The sequence below is a fragment of the Rhizobium sp. CC-YZS058 genome (assembly GCF_034720595.1).
Lineage (GTDB): Bacteria > Pseudomonadota > Alphaproteobacteria > Rhizobiales > Rhizobiaceae > Ferranicluibacter.
Genome location: NZ_JAYESJ010000001.1, coordinates 2441509 through 2456790, shown reverse-complemented (window position 1 = coordinate 2456790; position 15282 = coordinate 2441509). Strand labels below are relative to the sequence as shown.

Below are 15282 nucleotides of genomic sequence, written 5' to 3'. Positions count from 1 at the left end.
TGATATTCAATCGTTCTGTCGGTTCTCCGCTCGTTGACTGAAGGAAAGAAAGCCATGCCGACCGACCCCTTCCGCTCCCAGTCTTTCAACGGCGTCGATGACATTCTCATTGTCGGGGGTGGGTTGGCGGGGTTGTTTTGTGCGCTGAAGCTGGCGCCGCGGCCGGTGACCGTGCTGGCGGCCGCGCCGATCGGGCAGGGGGCGTCCTCGGCCTGGGCGCAGGGCGGCATCGCCGCCGCGATGAGCCCGGGCGATACGGTGGACAGGCATGTGGCCGATACGCTGGCCGCCGGTGCCGGCATCGTCGATGAGGCGATGGCCCGGATGATGGTGGCCGAGGGACCGGCGCGCATCGAGGATCTGCTGCGTTACGGCGTCCCCTTCGATCGGGATCTCGAAGGCAAGCTCTTGCTGTCCCGCGAGGCCGCCCATTCCGAGCGTCGGATCGTGCGGGTGCGTGGCGATATGGCGGGCCGGGCGATCATGGAGGCGCTGATCGCCGCGGTACGGGCCACGCCCTCGATCCGCGTGCTTGAGGGCTATGCCGTGGAGGACCTCTTGCGCGAGGGGCCTTCGATCACCGGCGTGGTCGCCCGGGCACATGGCGGGCGGGCGAAGGTGCGGGTCGCTTTTGCGGCGCGGGCGGTGGTGCTCTGCTCCGGCGGCGTCGGCCATCTCTATGCGGTCACCACCAATCCGCACGAGGCCTGCGGCCAGGGCGTCGGCATGGCGGCCCGCGCCGGCGCCATCATCGCCGATCCCGAATTCGTCCAGTTTCATCCCACTGCCATCGATCTCGGTCGCGATCCGGCGCCGCTCGCCACCGAGGCCCTGCGCGGCGACGGAGCCCAGTTGATCAATCGCGACGGTCACCGCTTCATGCTGGACCTGCATCCCGACGGCGAGCTCGCCCCGCGCGATGTCGTGGCGCGCGGTGTCTTTGCCGAAGTCGCCGCCGGGCGCGGTGCCTTTCTCGATTGCCGGACGGCGATCGGGGCGCATTTCGCCGATCTTTTCCCGACCGTGCATGCCTCCTGCCTTTCGGCCGGGCTCGATCCCGCCACCATGCCGATCCCGGTCGTTCCGGCGGCGCATTATCACATGGGCGGCGTTTTGACCGATGCGTCCGGCCGCACCTCGGTCGACGGCCTGTGGGCGGCGGGCGAGGTGGCGTCCACCGGCGTGCATGGGGCAAACCGGCTGGCCTCCAACTCCCTGCTCGAAGCCGTGGTCTTTGCGGCGCGCATCGCCGACGCCCTGTCCGGCACGCTGCCCGCGCCGTCGGCGCGCGGCCCTGGCTGGCCGGCCGGCGAGAGCGACGATCCCGTTACCCCCGTCGACAGCACCGCGCTTGGCACCCTGCGCCAGCTGATGAGCGCGCATGTCGGGGTCATCCGCAACAAGGACGGGCTCATCTCCGCCATCCGCGCGCTCCAGGCGCTGGAGCGCCGCACGCCGCGGCTGCGTTTCGCCAACATCCTCACCACGGCGAAGATGATGGCCGCCGCTGCGCTGGCGCGCGAGGAGAGCCGTGGCGGCCACTACCGCAGCGACTGCCCGGAACCGCGCGCCGCTTGGCAGCACCGCAGCCTCCTGACGCTGGCCGAGGCGGAAACCATCCTTGCCGATGCTGCCGAAAGCCGGGCCGCGTGAGCCGCACGGTTCGCCGCCCCATCTGCCTCGCCTTGTGGCGGAGCGCGTGTTGCCGCATGAAGCCCGAAATTGCCAAGGACATCTCATGACTGCCCTTAGACCTTTTCTGCCAGACCTTCTGATCGAGGAACCGGTCCGCCTTGCGCTCGCCGAGGATCTCGGCCGCGCCGGCGATATCACCACGGCGGCGACGATCGCCCCGCATCTCTCCGCCATGGCCGTTCTGGCGGTGCGCGAGGCGGGCGTCGTGGTTGGGCTTGATCTGGCGCGCATGGCCTTCCGCCTGGTCGATCCGGCGCTCGTCTTCACCGCCCTGGTTGCCGATGGCGACCGGGTGACACCGGGAACGGCGATCGCACGGATCGCCGGTCCGGCGCGCGGGCTCCTTTCGGCCGAGCGGGTTGCCCTGAACTTTCTCATGCATCTCTCCGGCGTCGCGACCCTCACCGCGCGCTATGCAGAGGCGATCGCGCACACCGCGGCGCGGGTCACCTGCACCCGCAAGACGCTGCCCGGACTGCGGGCGCTGGAAAAATATGCGGTCCGGCTCGGCGGCGGCTCGAACCACCGCTTCGGCCTCGACGATGCGGTGCTGATCAAGGACAACCACATCGCGGTTGCCGGCGGCGTGGCGCAGGCGATCCGCGCGGCCCAGGCCTATGCCGGACATCTCGTCCGCATCGAGGTGGAGGTGGACCGGCTCGACCAGATGCGCGCGGCGCTCGAGGCCAAACCCGACGTGATCCTGCTGGACAATATGGGGCCGGACATGCTGCGCGAGGCCGTGGCGCTGAACGCGGCCCATGCGGGCCTCTCCGGCGACGCCTATGCCGGCGACCGCCGCCGGGCGCAGCTCGAAGCTTCGGGAAATGTCGCGCTTTCCACCATTGGAGCCATTGCCGAAACCGGCGTCGATTACATCTCCACCTCCAAGATCACCATGTCCGCGCCGACGCTCGACATCGGCCTCGACATCGAGATCGGCCCGGACATCGAGAACGGCCCGGACATCGAGAACGGCATGGGCGGGGCCTGAAACCGGACCGCGTGCCGCCGGTAAGATCGAACGGAACAAGAGAGAGGGCAGGGGCGCATGGGTGATCTCTGGGTGTTTATCGTCATCGGCTTCTTCGCCCAGATCGTCGATGGTGCGCTCGGCATGGCTTTCGGCGTGCTCTCGACCACCAGCCTGCTTGCCTTCGGCGTGCCGCCGGCCACCGCCAGCGCCATGACGCATGTGGCCGAGATTTTCACCACCGGCGCTTCGGGAGCCTCCCATGTCTGGAACCGCAATATCAGCTGGAAGCTCGTCGCAAGGCTGGCGCCGGCCGGCATGGTGGGCGGGGCGATCGGCGCCTATCTCCTTTCCAATATCGACGGCAAGGTGATCGAGCCCTTCATCTCGCTCTACCTGATCGCCATCGGCCTCTACATCCTGTTCAAGGCCTTCCGACCGCAGTTCAAGCGTGATGTCGACGACTGGACCGTGCCCTTCGTCGGCCTGGCGGGCGGTGGTCTCGATGCGGCAGGCGGCGGCGGCTGGGGGCCGATTGTCACCACCTCGCTGATCGGCCGCGGCCATGATCCGAAGAAGGTCATCGGCTCGACCAGCCTCACCGAATTTGCCGTGACAGTCACCATCTCGGCAACCTTCATCCTCACCCTTGGCTGGTCCGAGCTCGACAGCGCCATCGGGCTGGTAATCGGCGGGGTCATTGCCGCCCCCATCGGCGCCTATATCGTCAAGCATATTCCTGTGCGCCCGCTGATGATCGCCGTGTCGATGATCATCATCGCCACCTCGCTCTTCCGGCTTTTCTAGAGCATTTCCGGCGATCACGGGATCACCTCCAATGCTCTATGTTCTTGTTCGGCCGCATTGTCCGACGCCGAAGCGATCACGCTTCGGCTGGAAATGCTCAAGAGGCGCCTGCCGCGCTTCACGCCCTGTTCACGCGCTCGTGGGGGAACATGGGCGAGGGCGCGGCGTTGCCGTTCTGACGCTCACTCAGGAGGATGGACCATGCTGAAGACCTGTCTCGCCGCCGCGCTGGCACTTGGAACCGCTGCTGCACCGGCATTGGCGCAGCAGACAAGCCAGACCGCCATGGCCAACTTCGTCGGCAAGGACGGCAAGGAAACCGGACGGGCGATGCTGACGGCCGGCAAGAACGGCGTGCTGATCGAGCTTGAAGTGAGCGGCATGCCGGCCGGAACCTGGGTCGCCTTCCACGTGCACGAAACCGGCAAATGCGATGGCCCCGGCGGCCATGAATCGGCGGGCGGCCATTTCAACCCGGGCGATACCGAACATGGTTTCCTCGCCGCCAACGGACCGCATGCCGGCGATATGCCCAATCAATATGTCAGCGCCGATGGCGTCTTGCGCGCCCAGGTGTTCAACAGCATGGTGAAGCTGGACGACAATGCGACCGGAATTCGTGGCCGCGCCCTGATGATCCATGCCAAATCGGACGACAATCGCAGCCAGCCCGCGGGCGATGCCGGCGAACGGCTTGCCTGCGCCGTGATTGAATGAGGCTTGAGCGTTCGGCACCCTCTGTAGGCGCGATGAACGATTTACGACAAACGGATCTCCGAACGACCGCTACAGGCTAGCCTGTGGCGGTCGTTCCCGCGTTCTGACGACCGCCGCTGCAGGAAGGTCGGCCACCGGCCGACGATGGTTGTGGCATTTCTGCATGAATCTTAGGAAGTCCTAAAGAGAGGCTTGGCGCCTCCGCGAATCTTCGCTACACAGGCACCATCGTTCCCCACCAGCGCAGGAGGCGTGCATGACACAAGCATTCACCGGCATCCTCCGCATGGGAATCGTCGCTCCTGTTTCCCGCCTTCAGGGGATGGCCGCCCGACCGGTCATTATGCGCGCGGCCGCCTGAGGTCTCGCTCACGCAGTCTCTTCCCAATGCTTTGACCTGGCCCGGCCGGACAGAGATGTCCGCGCCATCCGGCCATCCGTTTTTCACCCTCAACCAAGGGACCGGCCGCCGTTGCGCGCGTGCCGGACAGTGTCTCATGGCTCGCAGGAAATTCAATTTTCGCACGGACGCTTACAGGAAAGTCTTCGGCTTTCTCTTTCACCGCTGGACGCAGCATCGCGTGATGGTTGGCGCCACGATCCTGGCGATCGGTGCCGGTACTCTGGCGGAGGTCTTCGTACCGATCTTTTCCGGCCACATCATCGATGCGATTGCGGGCGGTGGCACCGCCGATGACGCCGTCCATGCCTTCCTCTTCGCCATTGCGTTGAGCATCGCCGCCGTCATTCTGACCTGGGCCTCGATCCAGGGACTGATCACGCTGAGCATCGTCATGATGGTCGATGTGGCGCAGGACGGCTTTCAGAAGGTCCAGCGTTTGTCCGCCGAGTGGCATGCCAACAGCTTTGCCGGCTCGACCGTCCGCAAGATCAGCCGCGGCATGTGGGCGGTCGACGCCTTGAACGAAGTGCTGCTCGTTGCGATGATTCCGTCGCTCTTCTGCCTGCTGGGTGCCACCCTGGTGCTGGGCAGCCGCTGGCCGGTCATGGGGCTGATCGTGGCTCTCGGCGCCATCTCCTACATCGCGGTGACGGTGCTGCTTTCGACCGGCTATGTTTCGCCGGCCGCTAAGCTCTCGAACGAATGGGACACGAAGGTCGGCGGCGCGCTGGCGGATGCGATCAGCTGCAATGCCGTGGTGAAGGCCTTCGGCGCGGAGGCGCGCGAGGATGCGCGGCTGGAAAAGGTCCTGTCGAAATGGAAGCGCCGCACCGTTCGAACGTGGAATCGCGGGTTGGTCAACGGAACGAGCCAGCATGGCCTGATGGTGGCGATGCAGACGAGCATCCTCGGCACCGGCCTCCTCCTGTGGAAGAGCGGCTCGGCCACGCCGGGCGACATTACCTTCGTGCTGGCGATGTTCTTCGTTCTGCAGGGCCATCTGCGCTCGGTCGGGCAGAACTTCCGGGATCTGCAGCGCGCCGTCAACGATATGGAGGAACTGGTCGAGATTGCGCAGCTGACGCTCGATGTCGAAGACAGACCGGGGGCCGAAGCGATCGCAATCGACGGTGGCGGCATCGTCTTCGATCGCGTCACCTTCCGCTATGGAGTCCATCCGTCGCCGCTCTATGAGGACTTCTCGGTCACCATCCGGCCGGGCGAGCGGGTCGGTCTGGTGGGGCATTCCGGGTCCGGCAAGACAACCTTCGTCAAGCTGATCCAGCGGCTCTACGACGTCGATGCCGGGGCGATCCGCATCGATGGGCAGGATATTGCCGGCGTCACGCAGGCAAGCCTGAGGCGGCAGATCGCCATCGTCCAGCAGGATCCGATCCTGTTCCACCGGACGCTGGCGGAAAACATCGCCTATGCCCGTCCCGGCGCATCGCGGCTGGAGATCGAGGAGGCGGCGCGGCAGGCAAGCGTGCACGACTTCATTCTCGGCTTGCCGAGGGGATACGAGACGCTGGTCGGCGAACGCGGGGTGAAGCTCTCGGGGGGCGAGCGCCAGCGCGTGTCCATCGCCCGGGCCTTCCTGGCGGACACACCCGTGCTGATCTTCGACGAGGCGACCTCCAGTCTCGACAGCGAGAGCGAGCAGCAGATCCAGGAGGCGATGGAGCGGCTGATGAAAGGCCGCACGACGCTGGTGATCGCCCACCGTCTGTCGACCGTCCGCGCGCTCGACCGGCTTCTCGTCTTCGACAAGGGCCGGATCGTGGAGGAGGGCACGCACCAGGCGCTCGTCCGGATGAACGGCGGCATCTATCGCCGCCTGTTCGAGCGCCAGGCGCTGGAGCTGACGAAGGGCATCGTGGCATGATGACGGGACACCGGAGGGCAGCCTCCGGTGTCGCCTTCGGACGGAGTGGGCGGCGAGCCGGTTTGAACGCTCAGACCTTGAGGCCCGGGGCGGGACGTTCGTCGAGGATCTGCCGGCGGAAGCGGAACAAGGCCGCCGGCCGACCGCCAGTGGCCGCCGTGCTCATGCCCGTCGGCTCTACCAGCTCGGCCCCCTCGACCAGCCGGCGAAAATTCTGCTTGTGCAGGTGGCGGCCGGAAATCGCCTCCACCGTGGCCTGCAGATCGGTCAGGGTGAATTCGGGCGGCATCAGCTCGAAAATGACCGGGCGGTATTTGATCTTGCCGCGCAGCCGCGCAATGGCGGTGGCGACGATCCGGCGATGATCATGCTGCATGGCGCGCCCGCTGCCGGTCTGCAGGGGGCCCTCACCGGCAGCGGAGGCATCTGCGGAGCCTCGGTCGATCATGGCTTCCGCAACGAGGCCCGCCTCGTAGAGAAGCTCGTAGCGCTCCAGAACGCGCTCTTCGTCCCAGGGAAAATCATCCGTGCCGAAGGCGAGGCGCAGGCGGGACCGGCGTTGTGCGGTGATCGGCGCGCCGCCCGTGCTTGCCCAGCGCATCAGCGCCGGCAAGATTACCCGGTCGATCAGAGACGGCCGCCCGGCCCGCCAGTCTTCCCAAGGCAGATAGACATACCAGTCGCGCCACAACACGCCGGCGCCGGAGAGACGAAGCGCGGCGTCAGGGTCGGCGCGAGTCAGCGCCAGATAGCCGACGGAGACGATATGCCGGTCCGCCTGCGTCTCCGGTCCATGCCGGCCGCGATCGCCGAAGGTGTAAAGCTGCTCGATATAGCCGAGATCGAGCGCGGTCTGATCCTCGACATGGGCGCGCAGGCTGGTCTCGAACGTGCGGTGACGGGCCGTGTCGAAGGGTCCGAAGGGCAGGGCGTCGCGCAGATCCTCCCCGGTTGCGACCAGAATGCGCGGGCTTCGCTCCGCCACCGAAACGATGGCGGCATTCAGTCCGATCTCGACCGTCATGGCGCGCGCCCCGTCACAGCGGCACGGCGGAGAAGACGAAGGGCGTGTCACCATCCGCATCCGCTCCCCGGCCGATCTCCTTGACCGCGGCAATCAGCCGGCCGCCGCGCTTCAGCCGGGCGTCGCCGATTTCGACCAGGCGCGGATTGGGTGTGGCAAAGGGCGAGGCAGCGCGCAGACGCTGCACCAGTGCGCGGTCATCCTGGTCGGGCGCGACGTCGAGTGCGACGAGAAGGGCGGCGGCTGGCGAACGGGAGACGCCCATCCAGCAGTGAACGAGCAGGGGCCGCTCCCGCTGCCAGGCGCGCGCGACGTCCAGAATGGCCTCGACATGGACCTCGGCCGGCTCAACCAGTCCTTCAGCCGCGGCAGCGATGTCGTTGAGACGAATCGTCTTATGGCGGTCAGGCCGGATAAGCCCGGGCCGGTGGAAATCATGGCCGTCGGCCATTAGGCTCAGCATGTCGCGGCACTGGTGCCGAACGGCCATTTCGGCGATCCGCGTCAGCGGCGAAACGACGATCAGGCTCATGGCACGGCGGCGAGCGCCGCCCGCTCCGCCTCCAAAGCCGCAAACCGTGCCGAAAAAGCCGATTGCGCCGCCGCCGTCGGCAGCGGGTCGATCGCGATCGTCTCGCGGCTGATCCCGCGCGGCGTGCCGAACAGCTTGCGGCCCTCTTCCAGCGTGAAGCCGGCCAGCAGGGTCGCCTCGAAATAGGCGGCCACCTGATCTGCCTTCTTGATCCGCTCCTTGATGGCAGCCGGCATGGTGGCGGGCAGGCCGAAGCGCAGGTGAATGGCTGCCTCCAGCCGTTTCTCCACCCCTTTGTAGCCGCCGCCGACCACCGCCTTGAAGGGCGAGATCATGTCGCCGATCACATATTCCGGCGCATCGTGCAGCAGCGCCAGCAGGCAAGCCTCGGGGCCGGGGTCATAGAGGCGGCGGACGATATCCTCGACGATCAGCGAGTGCTGGGCGACGGAAAAGGCATGGTCGCCGCGAGTCTGGCCGTTCCAGCGGGCCACGCGGGCAAGGCCATGCGCGATGTCGGAGAGTTCCACATCGAGCGGCGAGGGGTCGAGCAGGTCGAGCCTGCGGCCGGAAAGCATGCGTTGCCAGGCGCGCGCCGTCATCCGCCCTGCGCCTCGTCCGCGCTGTCCGTCGGGAAGCTCAGGCCCGTCCAGGCAGGCAGAGCCAGCGTCACGGGCAGCTCCCCCGCAAGAACCGGCAGGCCGGTGGCCAGCGCATCGCCCACCTTGTCGACGCGGACGATGGCAAGGCCGCGGCGGCCCAACACGCTGCCGAGCGTACCGATCGTCTTGCCGCCGGCCGTCAGCTCGGTGCCGGAGGTGGGCAGCGGGCTTTCCGCTTCCACCGTCACCACCCGGCGCCGCGCCGTGCCGCGATGCTGCATGCGCGACACCACCTCCTGCCCGACATAGCAGCCCTTGCGGAAGGAAAGGCCGCCATTCTTGTCGAGCAGCACATCATGGGGGAAGGTGTCCTGCAGCGCATAATCCGCGCCCGGCTCGGCAATGCCGAGCGCGATCCGATGGGCGTCATAGGCCGCCGCATCGCCCGCGGCGTCTTCGCCATAGAGCCGAAAGAGCGGGGTGCCGGCCGTTTCGAAGCGGACGTCGCGCAGGGCGCCGGGCCTCGGCTCGGCGCTCACGCCGACCGGCGTCGGCGCAAGCTGCGCCAGCGTCACCGCCGCTCGGAGCTTGTAGAGGGTCAGGCGCTTGAGGAGCGCGGGTGCCTGATCGGCGGTCGTGTCCAGCCGAAAGCCGCCATCGATGCGACTGATGAGAAAGGCGAAGAGGATCTTGCCCTGTGGTGTCAGCAGCGCGCCCGGCCGCACTTCGTCCACGGTGAGGGCGCCGAGATCGGTGGTGATCAGCCCCTGTAGAAAATCCTCGGCATCGGCACCGGTGACGGCGAGAAGCGCGCGGTCGGGCAAGGCTGCAAGACTCATGATCGGTCCATCCTCTGTTGCCCGTGAGAGATAGGCCCGCCGCTCGAAGGGCGCAAGATAAGGAGGGGCCGGCCAGAGAGGCTCAGTCGCCGCCGGCCAGGAACTTCCATTGACCATCCGGCGAGATGCCGATGCGGTAGAAATTGTAGCTGCCGAATTCCTGCATGTTCGCGAAATCGCCGGCGGTCATCAGGCGCAGAAGATCGACCTTTTCCGGCGGGCTCAGCTGGTCGAGCGGACGGGCGACGAAATAGGGCCAGACATAGAGTTCGTCCGGCGTGCCCGGCTCCAGCCGCACGAAGCCCGTGGACAGGACGTCGAGCATGATCGCCATGGTCTCCAGGCCCTCGCCATCGCCGGAAAGCTCCTTGATGGCGGTGATCGGATCCTCGTCGGATCCGTCGCCGACCTGGGTGGCGGTCTCCCCCTTGCCGAACAGCGGGCGCAGCCGCTCGACATCGCCGGAGGCGGCCGCCTCGACGATGAGCTGGCGCATGCGCCGGACCGGCTCGGGGATCTTGGAGATGTCGGTCAGTACCTCGGCCGGCGTCGTGCGCTCGTCCGCTGCCTCGGCGTCCGGATCGGGCTGCACGGGCTTGTTGACCAAAGGATCGGGCAGGGGGATGGACGGCGCATCCGGCGCCTGCACCGGCTTCTTGCGGTCATCAGGCGCCTCAGCGCCAGGAATCGTCCGCAACTCGCTTAATGCGAAGGCCGGCTCAACGGCGACGAGCGCCAGGAAGGCTGCAACGGCGAGCGCGGACCATCGTTCGGCCAGGGGCCGGCTTGTGCTCGTCGATGTCATTGCGCCTCGTCCTATTGAAGCGTCCGCTCGGGAGAAAACTCGCCGGCGAGCATGCGTTCGCGCAGCGCATTGAGCAGCGCCTCGGCGCTGTCCTCGCCATGCAGGCGAATGGTCTCGCGCATGGCAAGCGCAATGGCTGCATCGGCGATGATTTCCGGCTCGATGCCGTCCGCCATGCCGTCCGCCCAGGCCTCGTTCTGATGTTCGAGAGCCGCCTGCATCTTCTCATGGACGATCATGTCGTCGATTTCGTTGAGGCTCTGTTCCATCGATCTTTCCATGCCACATAACGCTTTCACAAATGGGCACCGCGTCTGGAATCGCGGGCGACACTTCTTACCACGGTCTTAACAACTTTATCAGCCTTTTCCCGAAACGACACGGCGTCATGCGAAAAGAGGTTAATTAAGGCTTAATTTCCGAAGCGTGCCACAATTTCCGCCGTCAGTGTTGCGCCTTCGGCACGATAGCGCTCATCCGCCAGCGCGGCCGATGCCGTGCATGAGGTGTAGACCGAGGCGAAGCTGCGGAACCCGCGGTTGAAGGCAGCTGTAAGCTTGGCCTTTCGGTCGGCTTCGGCGCTGGTTTCCCGGTCGATCAGGCGCTGCGTGGCCTCGCGCCAGGCGTCCTTGTCCGATGCGCCGCACAGGCTGCGCAGATAGGCCACGGAGCCCAGGATCTCCGAAAGCCGCATCAGACGGTCGTCATAGGGTGCGGCCGGCGATGGCGGCGGGGCCGCGGATGTGTCCTGCGAAGGCACAGTGGCCTTGGCCGGCGCCGAGGCGGCGCCTTTCTGCGCGAGTGCCGGGCCGGATGCCAGGATGAGACAGGTGGACAGGACTGCGGTCGCGACACGCAGCGTTTGGAAGGGGTGAAGCGGGGAGATCCTCATGCGGAGAGCGCCTCGAGGCGGGCAACACAGTCGCGCACACTGTCGGGCGCGGGTAGGTTGGCGATTTCGGCGGCGGTAAACCAGCCAAGGCTTTCGGCGTCGTCGGCGGCCACAGCGGGGTCGTCGCCATCCACGACGACGCGGAAGACGGAGAGAAAGAAATGCCGCGTCGTCGGCCCGTCGATGGTCAGCGGCGGCAGGTCATAGCTGGCAAAGAGGGTCGCGTCCCGGCCGGTCAGTCCGGTCTCCTCCTTCAATTCGCGCAGCGCCGTTTCGGCCGGCGTCTCGCCCGGTTCGGCCCGCCCGCCGGGAAAGGCATACATGGCGGCGGATGGCGGACGGGAGCGGCGCACGAGCAGATAGCGCCCTTCGCGCTCGACGATGGCGGAGGAGGCAAGCGAAGGCGAGGCGGAGGAAGGCAGGGTCACACGGGGGCTCTCACTGTGGTTTTTCGCGCGATTCGTTCTTACATAGCAGTCGAGCGCAGGCTCACGCGAGAGCCGTCCCTGCCGCCGTGCCGGGTCGATGCCAGACGAACTGAAGACGGAGCCATCGCCATGTGCGGACGCTATGCGCTGACTGCAATGCCGGAAGAGGTAGCCGAATCCATGGCGCTCGCCTTCCTCGAAGCCTTCCCGCCGCGCTACAACATCGCGCCGACGCAGCCCATGCTGATCGTCACCGCGGCCGAGCGTCCAGAGCCCGGCAGCAACCAGCCGACCCGCCGGCCGCTCCTCGTCCGCTGGGGTTTCCTGCCCGCATGGGCCGAGGATCCGAAAGAGTTTCCGCTGCTGATCAATGCCCGCGCCGAGACCGCGCATGACAAATCCTCCTTCCGCGCCGCGCTGCGCCACCGGCGCGTGCTCATCCCGGCCTCGGGATTCTACGAATGGCATCGGCCGCCGAAGGAAAGCGGCGCGCGGCCGCAGGCCTATTGGATCCGCCCGAAACAGGGCGGGATCGTCAGTTTCGCCGGTTTGATGGAAACCTGGGCGTCGGCAGAAGGGTCGGAGCTCGATACGGCAGCCGTGCTGACGACCGGAGCCAATGCCACGCTTTCGCCGATCCACTCACGCATGCCGGTGGTGATTGCTCCAGAGGATCGGGACCGGTGGCTCGACTGCAAGACGCAGGAGCCGCGCGAGGTCATGGACCTGATGCGGCCGGCACCGGACGACCTGTTCGAGGCGATCCCGGTTTCCGACCGGGTGAACAAGGTGGCCAACAGCCATCCCTCGCTCCAGGACCCGATCGCGCCAGGGGCTTCGGCAATTCCCGCCGTGAAGGCAGCGCTGGAAAAGGGAGCGGCGAACAAGGCAGCGGCGGGCGATCAGCTCTCGCTCTTCTAGCCGGCTGCTGCGACCCGGCGAGCGCGACAGCGCCACCGGGTCGCAGGCGTGGGTCTTGTTCTTCTCTCCTGTCAATCCCAGGAAAAGCCTTTGTCCTTCATGTAGATATTGCTGACGCCCTTGCACCAGTCGAGCTTGAAGTCGTCGGCACCGTAGCCGTCCCAGCTGACGCGGAAGGGCACCACGCAATTGCCCTCGTTGCTGTACCAGTCCATATCCGCGACATCGCCGGTGCGCAGGCGCCCCGACAGCCAGTTGTTGCTCCAGCGGCCATGCTGATAGGTGTAGAAGCCGTTGATCGTGTAGCCGGCGGCGCGGTTGTGGAGCCTGAAGCCGTAATCGCTCGCCAGCGCATTCGACCCGGCGGCGCCAGCGCCTGCCAGGCAAAGACCAAGCATGAAGAGAAGCTTTCTCATTCCAACCCTCTCATTTCTTTGCGGAGAAGCAGGGCGCGCCAAAAGGATCGGTTCAGCGCCCCGCGTGAAGACATGAGAAGTTTAGAACGTTCAAAATTAACCAGAGATGAAAAGACGAGGCTGCGGTTTGCAAGGCCTATCCCGAACTCTGCGGGTCTGCGAGCAGCCTGATCTTAACCTTGTCCATCCGCGCCGAACGCGCCGGCGCAGATCGGGCCATCGAGATGGCTGCGCGATGATCGCGCAGCCCGACGATCCTGTCGCTCAGGCGGGCTGGCGTTCGCGCGGCAGGAAGGGAACGGCAGGCTTTGCGGCCTTGCGGTTCACCAGGGCTGCGGCCAGAACCGCCTTCAGGCCCAGCGGCCGGTAATTGTCGATCAGGCGAACCTCTTCGCCGGCCGGTTTCTGGGTTTCGCTTTTCTCGATCATGTGGTCTCTCTCCTTCTTCGACGTGTCCGTCCCGGTGACGGGAACATGTCCTCCCTCATGCAGAGCACGAAGCGGCAGTTCCTCATTGTTCCGGAAGAAACAGGCTTTCTCGCGTCGTCCCCGCAGGCCCTGATCTTCCGGCATTCGCAGCCTCTCACCACCCTGAAATCATGACAAAACCATGACCGAACGCAGGGTCGCCGCAAACGGCCCGACAGTGTTGCCCGCGGGCCGCGCCCGCCCCTTGACCGGCCGCCCATGACGCGCGATAAAGCCGCCATGAGAACGGCATCCTGCACCCTCTGCGGAAAGCTTATTCGCTAGCGCGACCCGCTGGCCTGTCCGTTCTCGTCTCTCTCAAAGCCGGATGACAACGCGAAGGCCGGAAGGCCGCGCGAACCGTGCATCCTGTCACCTGGAGAGACCTATGGCCGACGCGCCGCATCTGATGCTCTACAACACGCTGACCCGCGAGAAGGCGGCCTTCCAGCCGATCGATGCGCAGAATGTGCGGCTCTATGTCTGCGGGCCGACGGTCTATGACTTCGCCCATATCGGCAATGCGCGCCCGGTCATCGTCTTCGACGTGCTCTTCCGGCTGCTGCGCCATCTCTATGGTGCCGATCATGTGACCTATGTCCGCAACATCACCGACGTCGACGACAAGATCAACGCCCGGGCGCTGCGCGACTATCCGTCGCTGCCGCTCAACGATGCGATCCGCGCGGTGACGGAGAAGACCGAGAAGCAGTTTCGGGCCGATGCGGCGGCGCTCGGCAGCCTGTCGCCGACGGTCGAGCCGCGGGCGACCGAGAATATTGCCGAGATGATCGCCATCACCGAGGCACTGATCGCCAAGGGCCATGCCTATGTGGCGGCCGGCGAGGTGCTGTTCGACACCACCTCCATGGCGGATTATGGCGCGCTCTCGCGCCGCAACCTCGAGGACCAGCAGGCCGGCGCCCGCATCGCGGTCGATGCCCACAAGAGGAGTGCGGGGGATTTCGTGCTCTGGAAGCTGTCGTCCGAGGATGAGCCAGGCTGGGAAAGCCCCTGGGGCCGCGGCCGGCCCGGCTGGCATATCGAATGCTCGGCCATGAGCCACCGCTATCTCGGCGAGACCTTCGACATCCACGGCGGCGGGCTGGATCTGATCTTCCCGCATCACGAGAACGAGATCGCCCAGTCGCGCTGCGCGCACGGCACCGCGGCCATGGCACGCGTGTGGATGCACAACGGCTTCCTGCAGATCGAAGGCCGCAAAATGTCGAAATCCGACGGCAACTTCGTGACGATTCACGAGCTGCTCGAAACCGAGACCTTCGGCGGGCGGCGCTGGCCGGGCGCGGTGCTGCGCCTTGCCATGCTGATGACCCACTATCGCCAGCCGATCGACTTCAGCCTCAAGCGTCTCGAGGAAGCGCAGGCGCTCGCGCGGCGCTGGGCGGATGCCAAGATCAAGCTGGTCGAGGCCGGCGCCGCCACCCCGTTCGTGCTCGACCCCGGCAGCCCGCTCCTCGACGACCTCAATCTCTCGCCGGTCTTCGCCGGCATGAGCCAGATGGCGGCCGAAGGGCTGAAGGGCGATGGCGAGGCGGCACGCTCCTTCTTGGGCCTCCTCGACCTTCTCGGTTTCGAGACGATCGAGAGCCTGAGCCAGGCGGCTTCCGATCTCGGCTTGAGCCTTGGCGATGAGGAAAAGTGGGCGTCGGTGACCGCACGCATCGCCGAACGCCGCGACCATCTCGCCGCCCGCAACTTCGCCGAGGCCGACCGCATCCGCGACGCGCTCCTGTCGGAGGGCATCCAGCTGAAGGACGGCAAGGACCCTGTGACCGGCGAGAGGGTGACGACCTGGGAGATCAAGCGCTGAGCGAGACCATCTCGGTGATCACGGGATCGCTGTGATGGTCT

General features: G+C 66.3%; 17 protein-coding genes. 7 read left to right on the top strand and 10 right to left on the bottom strand.

What is annotated here, in order from left to right:
• Positions 1 to 54 precede the first annotated feature (54 nt).
• The 5 genes from U8330_RS11875 (at position 55) to U8330_RS11855 (ending at position 6480) form a co-directional block, all read left to right on the top strand.
• A complete protein-coding gene (locus tag U8330_RS11875; protein ID WP_323105483.1) occupies positions 55 to 1653 on the top strand; it encodes an L-aspartate oxidase in 1599 nt (532 codons plus the stop codon).
• An 85-nt stretch (positions 1654 to 1738) separates the two neighbouring features.
• Positions 1739 to 2689 carry a carboxylating nicotinate-nucleotide diphosphorylase gene (gene nadC, locus U8330_RS11870; protein ID WP_323105482.1) on the top strand — a complete coding sequence of 317 codons (951 nt, stop codon included), beginning with the start codon at positions 1739 to 1741 and terminating at the stop codon, positions 2687 to 2689.
• Between the two features lie 57 nt (positions 2690 to 2746).
• Complete coding sequence (locus tag U8330_RS11865; RefSeq protein ID WP_323105481.1) at positions 2747 to 3475, top strand: sulfite exporter TauE/SafE family protein; 729 nt, start codon at positions 2747 to 2749, stop codon at positions 3473 to 3475.
• Between the two features lie 201 nt (positions 3476 to 3676).
• Positions 3677 to 4192 (top strand): superoxide dismutase family protein, encoded by a 516-nt coding sequence (locus U8330_RS11860; protein WP_323105480.1) that lies wholly within the window; start codon positions 3677 to 3679, stop codon positions 4190 to 4192.
• Positions 4193 to 4689: 497 nt separating this feature from the next.
• Entirely contained in the window at positions 4690 to 6480 is a 1791-nt protein-coding gene (locus U8330_RS11855; protein WP_323105479.1) for an ABC transporter ATP-binding protein, read from the top strand.
• A gap of 70 nt (positions 6481 to 6550) precedes the next feature.
• Here the strand turns inward: U8330_RS11855 and U8330_RS11850 are convergent, their stop codons facing one another.
• The 8 genes from U8330_RS11850 to U8330_RS11815 all read right to left on the bottom strand — a co-directional run bounded on the left by U8330_RS11850 (position 6551) and on the right by U8330_RS11815 (position 11602).
• Positions 6551 to 7564: an NUDIX hydrolase gene (locus tag U8330_RS11850; protein WP_323105478.1), complete on the bottom strand. Its 1014-nt coding sequence runs from the start codon at positions 7562 to 7564 to the stop codon at positions 6551 to 6553.
• Entirely contained in the window at positions 7518 to 8036 is a 519-nt protein-coding gene (locus tag U8330_RS11845) for a tyrosine phosphatase family protein (protein ID WP_323105477.1), read from the bottom strand. The genes U8330_RS11850 and U8330_RS11845 overlap by 47 nt, the downstream gene beginning before the upstream one ends.
• The gene (locus U8330_RS11840; RefSeq protein ID WP_323105476.1) at positions 8033 to 8638 is read right to left on the bottom strand and encodes an HD family hydrolase; all 606 of its coding nucleotides are present in this window, start codon (positions 8636 to 8638) and stop codon (positions 8033 to 8035) included. Before U8330_RS11840 ends, U8330_RS11845 begins: the two co-directional genes overlap by 4 nt.
• A complete protein-coding gene (locus tag U8330_RS11835; protein ID WP_323105475.1) occupies positions 8635 to 9477 on the bottom strand; it encodes a folate-binding protein YgfZ in 843 nt (280 codons plus the stop codon). Before U8330_RS11835 ends, U8330_RS11840 begins: the two co-directional genes overlap by 4 nt.
• Before the next feature lie 82 nt (positions 9478 to 9559).
• Complete coding sequence (locus U8330_RS11830; protein ID WP_323105474.1) at positions 9560 to 10282, bottom strand: hypothetical protein; 723 nt, start codon at positions 10280 to 10282, stop codon at positions 9560 to 9562.
• Positions 10283 to 10293: 11 nt separating this feature from the next.
• On the bottom strand, positions 10294 to 10563 hold the full coding sequence (locus U8330_RS11825) for a hypothetical protein (protein ID WP_323105473.1): 270 nt from the start codon (positions 10561 to 10563) through the stop codon (positions 10294 to 10296).
• A gap of 131 nt (positions 10564 to 10694) precedes the next feature.
• On the bottom strand, positions 10695 to 11174 hold the full coding sequence (locus U8330_RS11820; protein WP_323105472.1) for a TIGR02301 family protein: 480 nt from the start codon (positions 11172 to 11174) through the stop codon (positions 10695 to 10697).
• Positions 11171 to 11602: an NUDIX hydrolase gene (locus U8330_RS11815; protein ID WP_323105471.1), complete on the bottom strand. Its 432-nt coding sequence runs from the start codon at positions 11600 to 11602 to the stop codon at positions 11171 to 11173. The genes U8330_RS11820 and U8330_RS11815 overlap by 4 nt, the downstream gene beginning before the upstream one ends.
• A 129-nt stretch (positions 11603 to 11731) precedes the next feature.
• Between U8330_RS11815 and U8330_RS11810 the strand changes: the two genes are divergently transcribed.
• A complete protein-coding gene (locus U8330_RS11810) occupies positions 11732 to 12523 on the top strand; it encodes an SOS response-associated peptidase (protein ID WP_323105470.1) in 792 nt (263 codons plus the stop codon).
• A 71-nt stretch (positions 12524 to 12594) separates the two neighbouring features.
• Here the strand turns inward: U8330_RS11810 and U8330_RS11805 are convergent, their stop codons facing one another.
• Together U8330_RS11805 and U8330_RS11800 are read right to left on the bottom strand one after the other, a co-directional pair.
• Complete coding sequence (locus U8330_RS11805; protein ID WP_323105469.1) at positions 12595 to 12939, bottom strand: hypothetical protein; 345 nt, start codon at positions 12937 to 12939, stop codon at positions 12595 to 12597.
• A 264-nt stretch (positions 12940 to 13203) separates the two neighbouring features.
• Positions 13204 to 13368 (bottom strand): hypothetical protein, encoded by a 165-nt coding sequence (locus U8330_RS11800; RefSeq protein WP_323105468.1) that lies wholly within the window; start codon positions 13366 to 13368, stop codon positions 13204 to 13206.
• 427 nt (positions 13369 to 13795) lie between these two features.
• Here U8330_RS11800 and cysS point away from each other — a divergent pair, with 427 nt between their 5' ends.
• Entirely contained in the window at positions 13796 to 15241 is a 1446-nt protein-coding gene (cysS, locus tag U8330_RS11795) for a cysteine--tRNA ligase (protein WP_323105467.1), read from the top strand.
• Positions 15242 to 15282: the final 41 nt, after the last annotated feature.

Coding starts and splice junctions, on each gene's coding strand:
- U8330_RS11875 (WP_323105483.1), top strand. CDS start 55: ATGCCGACCGACCCCTTCCGCTCCCAGTCTTTCAACGGCGTCGATGAC.
- U8330_RS11800 (WP_323105468.1), bottom strand. CDS start 13,368: ATGATCGAGAAAAGCGAAACCCAGAAACCGGCCGGCGAAGAGGTTCGC.
- U8330_RS11865 (WP_323105481.1), top strand. CDS start 2,747: ATGGGTGATCTCTGGGTGTTTATCGTCATCGGCTTCTTCGCCCAGATC.
- U8330_RS11855 (WP_323105479.1), top strand. CDS start 4,690: ATGGCTCGCAGGAAATTCAATTTTCGCACGGACGCTTACAGGAAAGTC.
- U8330_RS11860 (WP_323105480.1), top strand. CDS start 3,677: ATGCTGAAGACCTGTCTCGCCGCCGCGCTGGCACTTGGAACCGCTGCT.
- U8330_RS11805 (WP_323105469.1), bottom strand. CDS start 12,939: ATGAGAAAGCTTCTCTTCATGCTTGGTCTTTGCCTGGCAGGCGCTGGC.
- U8330_RS11810 (WP_323105470.1), top strand. CDS start 11,732: ATGTGCGGACGCTATGCGCTGACTGCAATGCCGGAAGAGGTAGCCGAA.
- U8330_RS11845 (WP_323105477.1), bottom strand. CDS start 8,036: ATGAGCCTGATCGTCGTTTCGCCGCTGACGCGGATCGCCGAAATGGCC.
- U8330_RS11825 (WP_323105473.1), bottom strand. CDS start 10,563: ATGGAAAGATCGATGGAACAGAGCCTCAACGAAATCGACGACATGATC.
- U8330_RS11835 (WP_323105475.1), bottom strand. CDS start 9,477: ATGAGTCTTGCAGCCTTGCCCGACCGCGCGCTTCTCGCCGTCACCGGT.
- nadC (WP_323105482.1), top strand. CDS start 1,739: ATGACTGCCCTTAGACCTTTTCTGCCAGACCTTCTGATCGAGGAACCG.
- U8330_RS11830 (WP_323105474.1), bottom strand. CDS start 10,282: ATGACATCGACGAGCACAAGCCGGCCCCTGGCCGAACGATGGTCCGCG.
- U8330_RS11820 (WP_323105472.1), bottom strand. CDS start 11,174: ATGAGGATCTCCCCGCTTCACCCCTTCCAAACGCTGCGTGTCGCGACC.
- U8330_RS11850 (WP_323105478.1), bottom strand. CDS start 7,564: ATGCGGATGGTGACACGCCCTTCGTCTTCTCCGCCGTGCCGCTGTGAC.
- U8330_RS11840 (WP_323105476.1), bottom strand. CDS start 8,638: ATGACGGCGCGCGCCTGGCAACGCATGCTTTCCGGCCGCAGGCTCGAC.
- cysS (WP_323105467.1), top strand. CDS start 13,796: ATGGCCGACGCGCCGCATCTGATGCTCTACAACACGCTGACCCGCGAG.